Source organism: Pararhizobium mangrovi (assembly GCF_006516965.1).
Classification (GTDB): domain Bacteria; phylum Pseudomonadota; class Alphaproteobacteria; order Rhizobiales; family Rhizobiaceae; genus Pararhizobium_B; species Pararhizobium_B mangrovi.
The window spans coordinates 1-12,673 of record NZ_VHLH01000034.1 but is presented as its reverse complement, the minus strand read 5'-3'; the positions used below and the strand labels follow the sequence as shown (position 1 = coordinate 12,673).

The window sequence follows — 12,673 nt, the reverse complement described above, 5'->3', positions numbered from 1 at the left end:
TACGCGATGACGAAGGCGATGGCCGAAGCGCCGGCACGCACGCGGCTCGATCAGCTTCTCGTCGCCCGCGGCGACTTCGAGACCCGCTCGCGCGCCCGCGATGCCATCGCCCGCGGCACGGTAAGCGTGAACGGCGCACCGGCCGCCAAGCCCGGCATGCCGGTTGCCGACGACGTCACGGTCGCGATCGCCGATCCGGCGCGCGGCTACGTCTCGCGCGCGGCCCTGAAGCTCGTCGCCGGCCTCGACGCGTTCGGCCTCGATCCAGCCGGCCGCACGGCCCTCGATGTCGGCGCCTCGACGGGTGGCTTCACGCAGGTGCTTCTCGAACGCGGTGCCGCTTCCGTCCACGCGATCGACGTCGGCCACGACCAGTTCCACCCGTCGATCGCCGGCGACCCGCGCGTCATCGGCCGCGAAGGCTTGAACGCGCGCGATCTCACATCCGACGACCTCGGCGGTGCCACGATCGACTGCATCGTCAGCGACGTCAGCTTCGTCTCGCTGAAACTGGCGCTGCCACCCGCCCTCGATCTCGCCACCGCCGGCGCATTTGCCGTCCTCCTCGTCAAGCCGCAGTTCGAGGCCGGCCGCGAGCGCATCGGTCGCGGCGGCATGCTGAAGGATACCGCACTGGCACCGGTGATCGCCGAAGAGCTGCGAAGCTGGCTCGACACATGCCCCGGCTGGACGAGCCTCGGCGTTGCCCGCTCACCCATCGAGGGCGGCGACGGCAACCGCGAATTCCTTCTCGCAGGCCGCAAGGCATGAGCGGCGAAACGCTGACCATCGACCGCCTCGGCACCCATGGCGACGGCATCGCCGAGACCGAGAAGGGCCCGGTCTACGTGCCCTTCACCCTGCCGCGGGAAACCGCGACCGTCGCGCGCGAAGGCGAAACCGGCACGCTGATCGCCCTCACGCAAGCTGCCCCCGAGCGCGCCGAACCGCCCTGCCCGCATTTCGGTCCCGATGGCGAAGGCGGCGCCTGCGGCGGCTGCAACCTCCAGCATCTCGAGACCGACGCCTACCGCGTCTGGAAGCGTGAGCAGGTCGTCCGCCCGCTTGCGATGAACGGCATCGAGACCGAAATCGCACCGCTCTACCCCTGCGAACCGGGCGCGCGCCGGCGCATGGTGCTGACGGCACGGCGCACCGAGAACGGCATGCTCGTCGGCTTCAACCAGGCCGGCAGCCACAACATCGTGCCGATCATAGGCTGCCTCGTCGGCGATCCGCGCATCGTCAAGCATCTGGCGAGCGTCCGGCGCATCGCACGAGCCGTCTGCGCGACGCGCAAGCCCTTCCGTCTTACCGTCTTCGCCAGCGAGACCGGCCTCGACATCGCCGCGGAAGGCGCAGGCCGCGTCTCCACCCGCCAGCGGCAGATGGCGATCGAGACCGCGCTTTCCATGAAGGTGCTCGCCCGGCTGACGGTCGATGGCGAAACGCTCGTCGAAGCACGCCAGCCGATCGTGCGCTTCGGCGGCATTTCCGTCGTCCCGCCACCCGGCGCCTTTCTGCAGGCGAGTGCGGCCGCCGAAGACCGCATGGCCGATCTCGTCCTCGGCCATCTCGCCGGCGCCAAGCGCATCGCCGATCTCTTCGCCGGCTGCGGCGCGTTCGCCCTCCGCCTCGCGCGCGAGGCTGCCGTCATCACCGCCGAATCCGAAGGCCCCGCGCTCGCCGCGCTCGATGCAGCCGCCCGCCACGCGACCGGCCTCAAGCCCGTCGAAATCGACCGTCGCGACCTCTTTCGCCGGCCGCTGATGGCCGCCGACCTTAAATATACTGAAGCCGTCGTCTTCGACCCGCCGCGTGCCGGCGCCGAAGCGCAGGCGCATCAACTGGCTGCATCGAAGGTCTGCCGTGTCGCGGCGGTCTCATGCAATCCGGCGACCCTCGCCCGCGACCTCGCCATCCTCGTCGAAGGCGGCTTCGCGATCGACGCCGTGCATCCGATCGACCAGTTCTTATGGTCGCCACATGTCGAAGCGGTTGCGCTGCTGACGCGGCGGTAAATCGAGGCCGTTGTGCGGCGGTAAATCGAGGCCGTTGCGCCGCGACCACCACGCTGCTACCGCCGTCGCCAACCTTCCATCGCCCAAAGCCGGACAGCCATGGCCGACGTGATCGACATCGAAGCGGACCGCGACTTCGCGCTTGCACGGGGACGAGCGCTTCTTGCCGCCGGCTTTCCGATCGCCGTTCCGACCGAAACTGTCTACGGGCTCGCGGCCGATGCGACGAATGCGCAGGCGATCGCGCGCATCTACGAGGCGAAGGTCCGGCCGCAGTTCAATCCGCTGATCTGCCACGTCTCGGATCGTGCCATGGCCGAACGGCTCGCGACCTTCGATCCCGTATCACGCCGGCTCACGGAGGCGTTCTGGCCCGGACCGCTGACAATCGTTCTTCCGCTTGCCGAAGCGAGCCCGGTCCATCCGCTGGCGACCGCCGGGCTCGAAACGGTCGGGCTGCGCATGCCCATCGGTTTCACCGCAGACCTGATCGAAGCCTTCGGCCGGCCGCTCGCGGCGCCCTCGGCCAACACCTCCGGCCGTGTGAGCCCGACGCGGGCGGCGCACGTCGCCGACGATCTGGGCTTCCTGCTCCCCACCATTCTCGACGGCGGGCCGACCGGCGTCGGCGTCGAATCGACGATCGTGAAGGTCGTCGGCGATGCGGTCCACCTCTTGCGCCCCGGCGGCGTCACGGCGGAAGCGATCACCGAGGCGATCGGCCTGCCGGTCACCCGCGGCGAAGGCGCCTCGCCGGCGATCCAGGCGCCCGGCATGCTCGCCTCGCACTACGCGCCGACCGCCAATGTGCGCCTGAATGCAACGTCCGTCGCGCCGGATGAAACGCTTCTCCGCTTCGGGCAGACGCCGGTCGAAGGGGAGAAGAGCGCCCGGGCCGTGCTCGACCTCAGCGCGGAGGGCGATCTTCGCGAGGCTGCCGCGCGCCTCTTCGACGTGCTGCGCGCCGCCGACGCGACCGGAGCGAAGACGATCGCCGTCATGCCGATCCCCGAAAGCGGCCTCGGCGAAGCGATCAACGACCGGCTTCGCCGTGCTGCCGCCGAGAGGCCCTGAACCGCTCGACCTTCCGAAAGGGGCGGGGTAGAGTGTACGCATGAACGAACAGGCACCCGTCCCTCCTTCCGAGGATCTGATCGCACGTTTCGCAGGCATCGTCGGCGAGGCCAACGCGCTGCGCGACGGCCACGACATCGCGCCCTATCTCGTCGAAAACCGCGAGCTCTACCACGGTCGCACGCCGGTCGTGCTGCGCCCGGGCACCGTGGACGAAGTCGCGGCGATCATGAAGCTCGCGAGCGAGACCGGCACGCGTGTCGTCCCGCAGGGGGGCAATTCCGGGCTCGTCGGCGCGCAGACGCCCGATCCTTCCGGCACGGAGATCGTGATCGCGCTCGGCCGGCTGAACCGCATCCGGGAAGTCGACGCCCGGGGCAACGTCATGGTCGTCGAAGCCGGTACGGTGCTTGCCACCGTCCAGCAGGCAGCCGACGAGGCGGGGCGCATGTTTCCCCTTTCGCTCGGTGCGGAAGGATCCTGCCAGATCGGCGGCAACCTTTCTTCGAATGCCGGCGGCACGGCGGTGCTCGCATTCGGCAACATGCGCAGCCTCTGCCTCGGGCTCGAGGTCGTCCTGCCGACCGGCGAGATATGGAACGGGCTGCGCAAGCTCAAGAAGGACAATACCGGCTACGACCTGCGCGACCTCTTCATCGGCGCGGAAGGCACGCTCGGCGTCATCACCGCCGCCACGCTCAAGCTCTTCGCCAAGCCGAAGGGGCACGAGGTGGTCTTTGCCGGCATCGACACGCCGGAGGTCGCGCTGACGCTCTTTCGTCTCGCCGAAGATCTCTGCGGCACGTCGCTGACGGGTTTCGAGCTGATGCCGCGCATCGGCGTCGAGTTCACGGCCAGGCACATCGAGGGCGTGCGCGATCCGCTCGCCGATCCGCATCCCTGGTACGTGCTGATCGACATCTCGTCGGGCCAGTCGCCGGAAGCCGCTCGCTCGCTGGTCGAGCACCTCTTCGAGGCGGCCTACGAGGACGGCTTGATCCGCGACGCGGTCGTCGCCGAGAGCGAGCAGCAGAAGCACGACCTCTGGCACATGCGCGAGTCCATGTCCTGGGCGCAAAAGCCAGAAGGCGGCTCGATCAAGCACGACGTGTCCGTACCGGTCGCGAGCATTCCGACCTTCCTCGATCGCGCCGGAAAAGCGGTTCTCGAAGCCGAGCCGGAAGCGCGCATCGTCGCCTTCGGCCATATCGGCGACGGCAACATCCACTACAACATCTCCCAGCCGCTCGGCGCAGACAAGGACGCGTTCCTCGCACGCTGGGAGGAGATGAACGTCATCGTCCACGGCATCGTCATGGATCTCGAAGGATCGATCTCCGCCGAGCACGGCATCGGCCAGATGAAGCGCGAGGAACTGGCACGCATTCGCCAGCCGATCGAGATCGACCTGATGAAGCGCATCAAGGCGTCGTTCGACCCGGCCGGCATCATGAATCCCGGAAAGGTTCTCTGACCGGGAAGACAAACGAGAGAACGGGAAGGTCATGGCGTTCGTCAGCGTAACCAGGCTTCGCATCCGCGCCTTGCGTTTTCTTCCGCGCTTCGTCATCCACACGCTCGGAAGCCGCAGGCAGTGCGCCCGTTCACCCGGTTTCCTCTCGGGCGCCGTCTTCGCGGGCGGCCGCCGGTCTTTCTGGACGGTTACCGCGTGGAAGGACCGCGAGAGCATGCGTGCCTACATGACCGACGGCGCACATCGCATTGCCATGCCCCACCTCCTGGAATGGTGCGACGAGGCAAGCGTCGTCCATTGGGAACAGTCGGACGATGCACTGCCGGAGGCGCACGAGGCGGAAGGCCGCATGCGTCTCGAAGGGCGCCCTTCCAAGGTACGCCATCCCAGCCCCGACCATGCCGCGCTGCGCTTCGCCAAGCTCGCGAACCCCCGCATGTTTCCGGTGCGTCCCGACAACCGCCGGGGCTGACCGCTTCGGTTCATTCCACGATCGCGATGCCGCTCTTTGTCCCCGGAAGAACGATATGCGGCTCGGCCATATCCTCGATGTATATTTTTATTAGATACTTCTCATATATTACGGCTGCTTTTCATTCGCCTTACCCTTCGCGCAAGCGACCTTCGTCCGCAGGAACGGCTCCTTTCGCCGAACGACGACTTGGCAATTCGCTAACCATCGCCACGAACAGGATTCCTTAACCGCGTCCCTTAAGCCGACCAGAACCGGGCGTAGCCTATGGTCGCTCCAGTCCAGCGAAGAGAACGGCTCAACCGTCCGCGCTGGCGACAGGGAAAGAGCAGCGATGCTCGCAAGCGACCGGAAGGCGTCCAGAATCATGGCGAACACCGTTTTCAAACCCGTCTGGGCCGGATCGGAGCTGCGGCTCGATCCGACGAGATTGCCCCAGGAGGCGAGCTTCGCGCCGCAGACGGCAGGCGGGGCGACCCGCTGCACGCTCGACGAGCGCGGCGTGGTCATGCGCAAGGATCTGCCGCAGAGCGGCCTGCCGATTTCCATCGCACTTCCCAAGCACGCCTTTCGTGGCGTGGCGGCACGCGCGATGGACGACGGCGAAGGCACCGTCACCGTGACGCTGGAACTGCTCCACGACGATCCGGACCTTTGCGTGCCGCTGCTCGTCGCCCACGATCTCGCGGAGATCGCCGCGGACTGGCAGAGCTGGTCGAGGCTCTACGGCCTGCCGATGCTGATGGTCGAGGCCGACGGCGTCGCCCGTCCGCTCGTCGACCAGGTCGGCAAGGTGACGGTGCACCGCGCGACACCACGGCGCAACAACGCCTTCTTCACCCGGCGCCGCCCGCGCCTTTCCATGCGCCGTCCGGTCGGCGACCTCGAAACGCGCATGCGCATCGACGGTCGCGAGATCATTGGTCCGCGCTGAACGGGCAACTCGCTGGAGCGCTCGGCGACCCGATTGAATCAGGTGCAGCGCTCTATCCCTTCGTTTTGCGCATTGTTCACGACGCCAGACTGGATCAGTCTGGCTGGAAAATGCTCTGGTCGGACTCCGCCCGTCGTGCGGTCGAATATGTAGGCATCGCCCGCGCCCTTACATTGCGAAGATGCCGACGACCAGTCCCACGAAGAGGACGAGCCCGAAGCGGAAATTGGACTTGAAGAGCCGGAGGCACTGGTCGGCGTCGTCGATGTCGAGCACGACGACCTGCCAGCCCATCAGGCCCGCACCGCACGCGAGCCCGACCCAGGCCGGCCACGCCGCACCGGCAAAGACGAAGGCCGTGGCGATCATGACCACGGCGAGGATGTCGATGCCGACGAGCCAGGCCTTGGTGCGCTTGCCGAAGAGGAGCGCCGTCGAGCGCACGCCGATCAGCGCGTCGTCCTCCTTGTCCTGATGCGCGTAGATCGTGTCGTAGCTGATCGTCCACAGGATCGCGCCGGCATACAGGAAGAGCGGCTCGGGCGAGAGCGCGGCGAACGCCGCCACCCAGCCCATGATCGCGCCCCAGGAAAAGGCGAGGCCGAGGAAGAATTGCGGCCAGTCGGTGAAGCGCTTGGCGAAGGGATAGATCGCCACGAAGACGAGCGAGAAGACGCCGAGACCGATCGCCACCACGTTGAACTGCACGAGAACCAGAAGGCCGACCAGCGCCTGGCAGACGATGAAGAGCTTCGCCTGGAACCGGCTGACGCGCCGCGATGGCAGCGGCCGCGAGCGCGTACGGGCGACAGAAGCGTCGATCTTGTGGTCAACGAGGTCGTTATAGGTGCACCCCGCGCCGCGCATGGCGATGGCACCGATCGTGAAGAGCACGCAGTGCCAGACGAAACGCGGCCAGAAGAGGTCGTCGAACATCGCCTGCACTTCGGCCGCAAGGGCTGCGGACCACAGGCACGGCCACAGCAGAAGCTGCCAGCCGATCGGCCGGTCCCAGCGGGCGAGCTGCGCATAGGGCCACAGCACCCGCGGCAGCATGCGATACACCCAGTTGCCCGAAGGCGCGTCGGCGACGCGCTCGCCGCTTGCATCGAGATGGCTCATGCACTCCGTGTTGGCAGCGTGAAGGGCGAAAATCAAGCGCGCGCGCCCGTTTGGGGTACTTGACCGCCAATGCCGCCTTCCCTACCGGGTACTTTCAGGGGAACGGGATCGGGGACGGGAACGATGAAGGTACTCATCATCGGCTCGGGCGGGCGCGAGCATGCGCTCGCCTGGAAGCTCGCACGCTCGCCGCTGCTCACGCGCCTTTACGCCGCGCCGGGCAATCCGGGCATCGCGCAGGAAGCGACCTGCATCGACCTTCCGGTGAAGGACCATGCGAGCGTCGTCACGTTCTGCCGCCACGAGGAGATCGACCTCGTCGTCGTCGGGCCGGAGGCGCCGCTCGTCGCCGGGCTCGCGGACGACTTGCGCGCCGCCGGCGTCGCCGTCTTCGGACCGGGCGCGGCAGCGGCACGCCTCGAAGGTTCCAAGGGTTTCACCAAGGATCTGTGCACGCGCTGCGACATTCCGACGGCCGGCTACCACCGCTTTGCCGATCTCGACAGTGCGCGTGCCTATCTTAAAAAGCGCGGCGCGCCGATCGTCGTCAAGGCGGACGGGTTGGCTGCCGGCAAAGGTGTCACCGTCGCCGCCACCGTCGGGGAGGGACTTGCGGCACTGGAAGCCTGCTTTGCCGGCACGCCGGGGGCGAGTGCTGCGGAAGTGCTGATCGAGGACTATCTCGACGGCGAGGAGGCGAGCTTCTTCTGCCTGTGCGACGGCGCGCGCGCCGTTCCGCTCGCATCCGCGCAGGACCACAAGCGCGTCGGCGAAGGCGAGACCGGCGCGAACACGGGCGGCATGGGTGCCTATTCGCCCGCACCGGTCATGAGCCCGGCGATGGTCGAGCGCGTGATGGACGAGATCGTCCGCCCGACGCTCGCCGGCATGGCCGAGATAGGCGCGCCGTTTTCCGGCGTCCTCTACGCCGGCCTGATGATCGGCGAGCGCGGACCGCAGCTCATCGAATACAATGTGCGCTTCGGCGATCCGGAAACGCAGGTGCTGATGATGCGCCTCGACGAGGACCTGCTTCCCCTTCTCGACGCGGCCGCCCACGGCACGCTCGAGGAACGGTCCTTGCGCTGGCGCGACGAGCCGGCACTGACGGTGGTGCTTGCCGCGAAGGGCTACCCCGGCGCCTACGAGAAGGGCACACCGATCCGCGATGTCGATGCGGCCGAGGCGATGGACGACGTCGTGGTGTTCCATGCCGGCACGGCGACGGGCACGCAGGACCTCGAGGCGAACGGCGGGCGCGTTCTTTCCGTGACCGCGCTCGGGCGCACGGTCGCGCAGGCGCAGGCCCGCGCCTACGAGGCCGTCGACCGGATCGACTGGCCGGAAGGCTTCTGCCGGCGCGACATCGGCTGGCGAGCCATCGAACACGAAGGCAGCGAGCCCGGCGACGGCCGCGACGCGTAACTCGCCGAGCGATCTCGTTCGACACTTCGTGTGCCAAATTGCAAACCGTTCAAATGCAACGCTTTGCCCGAACGTGGTCGTAAGATCACCTTGCTAGGGTCTCTCCCAAGAAGAAGGACAGGGAGATCCGTTTCATGCGTGCGTTGCTTCTGGCTGCCGGCCTTGTTGCCCTTGTGCCTGCGAACGCGTTCGCCGGTTCCATCACGAGCCTTGCGCCCGATGCGGGCCATGGCGAAAGCATCACGGCGCTTGCCTGCCAGGCCTGCACGGTGCCCGTGCCGACCCCGCGCCCGACCCATGTTGCGAGCACCGAAGAGGCGCCGGTGACGGAGACCGTCCGCATCGTGCGCAAGGACGGCAATGTGAACGTCTATCGCACCGATGCGTGGATGGGCGGCGACCCGGTGACGACCGTCAGCGTCGCCGACGAGGCGGATCTCGCAGCGCTCAAGCGCCGCGGTATCGACGTCGCGAGCTCGAAGCCGCAGACGCCGCGACATGAAATCCGCTTCGCCACCGGCGATCTGAAGGGCCCCGTCGGCCTCGATCGGATCGAGACGGGCTCGCTCGAAAAGGCCGATACCGCCGCGACCTTCGATCCGCAGGCGATGAAGCTGCGTCCCGCGCACTGAAACGCGGCGCCGAAGGCGTTCTTCCGGGTCCGCCCTACCCTTCGATCTTCGAAAAGTCGGCGACGGCCAACGTCGCCGTGCGGATACGGGCGAGAAGCGCCAGTCGGTTCGCCCGCACGTCCGCGTCTTCGGCATTGACCAGCACGGCATCGAAGAACGCGTCGACCGGCTCGCGCAGGGTCGCGAGCGCCGCCATCGCGCCGGCATGGTCTTCGCGCGCCACGGCCGCGATCGCCGCCGCCTCGGCCTCGTTCACCGCGGCATACAGCGCTTCTTCCTCACGCTCGGTGAACCGGTCGACGACGACCGTCGGCGCAATGGCGGTCCCCTTCTTCTCCTCCGCCGCCAGGATATTGGCGGCGCGCTTGGTCCCCACGAGAAGGTTCTGCCCGGTCTCGCTGCCGAGCAACTCGCCGAGCGCCTCCACCCGACGCACGACGGCGAGCAGGTCGTCGCTGCCGGTGGCCTCGCTGCCATCATGGGAAGCCGACAAGCGCGCTGCGAGCACGGCGTCGATCAGATCGTGCCTGGCACCCTTGTCGCGGAGGTACACCTTCAGCCTGTCATGGAAGAAGGCGAGGAGGTCGGTATCCGTAATCCCCGCAGCGGTGCGCGCACACAACGGCAGCTTCAATCCGTTCTCCAGAACGAGCCGGATAACACCGAGCGCCGCACGCCGCAGCGCGAACGGATCCTTGCTCCCGGTCGGCTTCTCGTCGATCGCCCAGAAGCCGACGAGCGTGTCGAGCTTGTCGGCGAGCGCGACGGCGATCGTCACCGGATCGCCCGGTACGGTGTCCGTCGGTCCGAGCGGCTTGTAGTGATCGGCCACGGCCACGGCGACGGCGGGATCCTCGCCCTGAAGCGCGGCGTACTTGCCGCCGATCAGCCCCTGCAGTTCGGGAAACTCGCCGACGACCTCCGTCGTCAGATCAGCTTTCGCCAACACCGCCGCACGCTCGGCAAGGTCCGCATCGGCGCCCACGAGCGGCGCCAGCTCGCGCGCCAGCCGGCGGATGCGCTGGACGCGTTCGCCCTGCGAGCCGAGCTTGGCATGGAAGGTGACGCCAAGATGGTCGAGCTTGGCCATGCGCTGGTCGAGCGGCTTGGCGAGATCGAGCCCGAACGCATCGGCCGAGGCGGAAAGCGCCGCCGCGTCCGGCAGATCCTCCTGGTCCGTCCGCCAGAAATAGACGGCGTCGGAAAGCCGCGCGCGCACCACGCGCGCATTGCCGCGCACGATTTCCGCGCCGCCGTCGGGCGCCTCGATGTTGGAGACCAGCACGAAGGTGTTCGACAGATCGCCACCCATGCGTCGGGTGACAAAGCACTTCTGGTTCTCGCGGATCGTCAGCCGGATGATCTCCTCGGGAATGGCGAGGAAGGATTCGTCGAACGCGCCCGAAAGCGTCACCGGCCATTCCACGAGATCGGCCGTCTTGGCCACCAGCCCCTCGTCCGGCACGACCTCGAGCCCGTTGGCGAAGGTGAGATTGGCCGCGTCGTGGGCGATCATGCGCCGGCGCCGCTCGGGATCGATGACGACATGCGCCTTTTCGAGCTTGTCGGCATAGTCGTCGAAACGGCGGACGGCGAAGGGTTCGGGCGCATGGAAACGATGCCCGGCCGTCTTGTTGCCGGCGACGATCCCGTCGATTTCGAAGGCGATGACGACCGGTTCCTCGGTTTCAGGCCCGAAGGTGCACAGGATCGACTGCAGCGGGCGCACCCAGCGCAGGCTCTCCGAGCCTCGGCCGGCGATGCCGCCATAGTCGAGCCCCTTCTGGCCGGACGCGGCCCCCCAGCGCATCGATTTCGGCCAGGGAAAGTCGCGCAGGATCGCCGGCATCGCCTCGCCGATGATCGTCTCGGCATCGCGCCCGGGCCTTTCGATCCGCGCGACGTAGAAGTCGCCCTTCTTCGCGTCGGACCGCACGATAGCCTCCTCGATGGAGGCAAGCCCGGCGCCGCGCACGAACCCGTCGATCGCCTTTTGCGGCGCATCGGTCCGTGGACCCTTGCGCTCCTCGTGCCGATCCGGCGAGCGCGCCGTCACACCCCTGACGTCGAGCGCGAGACGCCGAGGCGTCCAGTATTCCTGCGCCCCCTCATAGGTCAGCCCGGCTTCGACGATGGCATTCGTGACGAGCCGTTTCAGATCGCCGGCCGCCTTCTTCTGCATACGGGCGGGAATTTCTTCTGAGCGCAATTCGAGAAGGAGGTCAGGCATCGTTCACGCAGCCTCGCCGATCGAAAGGGTGGCGCCGCCGGCGTCCGTCTTTAGGAACGCCTCCCCGCAGGCCTTGGCGAGGGTGCGCACGCGCAGGATGTAGCTCTGGCGGTCGGTGACGGAGATGACGCCGCGGGCGTCGAGGAGGTTGAAGGTGTGGGAAGCCTTGATGCACTGGTCGTAGGCCGGCATCACGCAGCGATGCAGGCCGCCCGCCTCGCCCGGATCGCCGGCGGCTAGAAGCGCCGCGCATTCCGCCTCGGCTTCCGTAAAGTGATGGAAGAGGACTTCTGTGTTGGCGAACTCGAAATTGTAGCGGGAATATTCCTGTTCGGCCTGCAGGAAGACATCGGCGTAGGTGACGCGATCGTCGCCCGTACCACCGTTGAAGTTCAGGTCGTGGAAGCGCTCGACGCCCTGCACGTACATGGCGAGGCGTTCCAGCCCATAGGTCAGTTCGCCGGCGACGGGCGCGCACTCGATGCCGCAGACCTGCTGGAAATAGGTGAACTGCGAGACCTCCATGCCGTCACACCAGCACTCCCAGCCGAGCCCCCAGGAGCCGGTCGTGGGGTTTTCCCAGTCGTCCTCGACGAAGCGAACGTCGTGCAGGCGCGTGTCGATGCCGATCGCTTCGAGCGAGCCGAGATAGAGCTCCTGCAGGTCGGGCGGCGAGGGCTTCAGGAGCGTCTGGAACTGGTAGTAGTGCTGAAGTCTATTGGGGTTCTCGCCGTAGCGCCCGTCTGCGGGACGGCGCGAGGGCTGGACGTAGGCCGCGTTCCAGCGCTTCGGCCCAAGCGCGCGCAGCGTCGTCGCCGGATGCAGCGTGCCGGCACCGACCTCCATGTCGTAGGGCTGCAGGATCACGCAGCCATACCGCGCCCAGTAGTTCTGGAGCGTGAGGATCAGGCCCTGGAAGGATTTGCGCGGATCGAGATGATCCGGCAGGTCGTCGGCAGGCGTCGGCATCGGTGCATTCCGCTTGGCATGGCATGAACGGACCGGACGGGCGCACCGCGCGGCCGGCGCCAAAATGCACCATTTGAAGGACGAAGCAAGGATAGGCGGCTACGACCGCAGAACTGGATCGGCGTTTTTACGGCGGCGCGCCGGCGCGCCCGCGTCGTACGCCCTCGCATATGTGCGGCCGGGCCGTTTTCGAAATAGCACAGCCAAACCGGGACGCGCACGATGGGAAGGCTAGATGTGAGCTTTCATTAGGTTGTCCATCCGGTCCGGACCGGGGATGCTGAGGTTGTGAGACTTCAGAGTCCAGGGAGGGACCGGAT

Annotated in this window: 11 protein-coding genes; 8 read left to right on the top strand and 3 right to left on the bottom strand. The window is 67.3% G+C overall.

Going from position 1 to position 12,673, the window contains the following annotated elements; genetic code table 11:
* Positions 1-6 precede the first annotated feature (6 nt).
* The 6 genes from FJU11_RS15635 to FJU11_RS15610 all read left to right on the top strand — a co-directional run bounded on the left by FJU11_RS15635 (position 7) and on the right by FJU11_RS15610 (position 5,975).
* A complete protein-coding gene (locus tag FJU11_RS15635; protein WP_235891067.1) occupies positions 7-771 on the top strand; it encodes a TlyA family RNA methyltransferase in 765 nt (254 codons plus the stop codon).
* Positions 768-2,021, top strand: a complete 1,254-nt coding sequence (locus FJU11_RS15630; RefSeq protein ID WP_141168011.1) for a class I SAM-dependent RNA methyltransferase — start codon at positions 768-770, stop codon at positions 2,019-2,021. The genes FJU11_RS15635 and FJU11_RS15630 overlap by 4 nt, the downstream gene beginning before the upstream one ends.
* Before the next feature lie 99 nt (positions 2,022-2,120).
* Positions 2,121-3,095, top strand: coding sequence for an L-threonylcarbamoyladenylate synthase (locus FJU11_RS15625; protein WP_141168010.1), 975 nt, complete (start codon positions 2,121-2,123; stop codon positions 3,093-3,095).
* A 40-nt stretch (positions 3,096-3,135) separates the two neighbouring features.
* On the top strand, positions 3,136-4,569 hold the full coding sequence (locus tag FJU11_RS15620; protein WP_141168009.1) for an FAD-binding oxidoreductase: 1,434 nt from the start codon (positions 3,136-3,138) through the stop codon (positions 4,567-4,569).
* Positions 4,570-4,600: 31 nt separating this feature from the next.
* Positions 4,601-5,041, top strand: coding sequence for a DUF3291 domain-containing protein (locus FJU11_RS15615; RefSeq protein ID WP_141168008.1), 441 nt, complete (start codon positions 4,601-4,603; stop codon positions 5,039-5,041).
* A gap of 367 nt (positions 5,042-5,408) precedes the next feature.
* Positions 5,409-5,975, top strand: a complete 567-nt coding sequence (locus FJU11_RS15610; protein WP_141168007.1) for a DUF6101 family protein — start codon at positions 5,409-5,411, stop codon at positions 5,973-5,975.
* A 168-nt stretch (positions 5,976-6,143) separates the two neighbouring features.
* Here FJU11_RS15610 and ubiA read toward each other — a convergent pair whose 3' ends face one another.
* Positions 6,144-7,097 (bottom strand): 4-hydroxybenzoate octaprenyltransferase, encoded by a 954-nt coding sequence (gene ubiA, locus FJU11_RS15605; protein WP_141168006.1) that lies wholly within the window; start codon positions 7,095-7,097, stop codon positions 6,144-6,146.
* 123 nt (positions 7,098-7,220) lie between these two features.
* Here ubiA and purD point away from each other — a divergent pair, with 123 nt between their 5' ends.
* Together purD and FJU11_RS15595 are read left to right on the top strand one after the other, a co-directional pair.
* Positions 7,221-8,522 (top strand): phosphoribosylamine--glycine ligase, encoded by a 1,302-nt coding sequence (purD, locus tag FJU11_RS15600; RefSeq protein WP_141168005.1) that lies wholly within the window; start codon positions 7,221-7,223, stop codon positions 8,520-8,522.
* 134 nt (positions 8,523-8,656) lie between these two features.
* Positions 8,657-9,154, top strand: a complete 498-nt coding sequence (locus FJU11_RS15595; RefSeq protein ID WP_141168004.1) for a plant virulence effector HPE1-like domain-containing protein — start codon at positions 8,657-8,659, stop codon at positions 9,152-9,154.
* Between the two features lie 34 nt (positions 9,155-9,188).
* Here the strand turns inward: FJU11_RS15595 and glyS are convergent, their stop codons facing one another.
* Positions 9,189-11,384 carry a glycine--tRNA ligase subunit beta gene (gene glyS, locus FJU11_RS15590; protein WP_141168003.1) on the bottom strand — a complete coding sequence of 732 codons (2,196 nt, stop codon included), beginning with the start codon at positions 11,382-11,384 and terminating at the stop codon, positions 9,189-9,191.
* 3 nt (positions 11,385-11,387) lie between these two features.
* Entirely contained in the window at positions 11,388-12,353 is a 966-nt protein-coding gene (locus tag FJU11_RS15585; protein ID WP_141168002.1) for a glycine--tRNA ligase subunit alpha, read from the bottom strand.
* Between the last annotated feature and the right edge of the window lie 320 nt (positions 12,354-12,673).

Coding starts and splice junctions, on each gene's coding strand:
- FJU11_RS15615 (WP_141168008.1), top strand. CDS start 4,601: ATGGCGTTCGTCAGCGTAACCAGGCTTCGCATCCGCGCCTTGCGTTTT.
- FJU11_RS15625 (WP_141168010.1), top strand. CDS start 2,121: ATGGCCGACGTGATCGACATCGAAGCGGACCGCGACTTCGCGCTTGCA.
- FJU11_RS15635 (WP_235891067.1), top strand. CDS start 7: ATGACGAAGGCGATGGCCGAAGCGCCGGCACGCACGCGGCTCGATCAG.
- glyS (WP_141168003.1), bottom strand. CDS start 11,384: ATGCCTGACCTCCTTCTCGAATTGCGCTCAGAAGAAATTCCCGCCCGT.
- purD (WP_141168005.1), top strand. CDS start 7,221: ATGAAGGTACTCATCATCGGCTCGGGCGGGCGCGAGCATGCGCTCGCC.
- FJU11_RS15620 (WP_141168009.1), top strand. CDS start 3,136: ATGAACGAACAGGCACCCGTCCCTCCTTCCGAGGATCTGATCGCACGT.
- FJU11_RS15630 (WP_141168011.1), top strand. CDS start 768: ATGAGCGGCGAAACGCTGACCATCGACCGCCTCGGCACCCATGGCGAC.
- FJU11_RS15585 (WP_141168002.1), bottom strand. CDS start 12,353: ATGCCGACGCCTGCCGACGACCTGCCGGATCATCTCGATCCGCGCAAA.
- ubiA (WP_141168006.1), bottom strand. CDS start 7,097: ATGAGCCATCTCGATGCAAGCGGCGAGCGCGTCGCCGACGCGCCTTCG.
- FJU11_RS15610 (WP_141168007.1), top strand. CDS start 5,409: ATGGCGAACACCGTTTTCAAACCCGTCTGGGCCGGATCGGAGCTGCGG.
- FJU11_RS15595 (WP_141168004.1), top strand. CDS start 8,657: ATGCGTGCGTTGCTTCTGGCTGCCGGCCTTGTTGCCCTTGTGCCTGCG.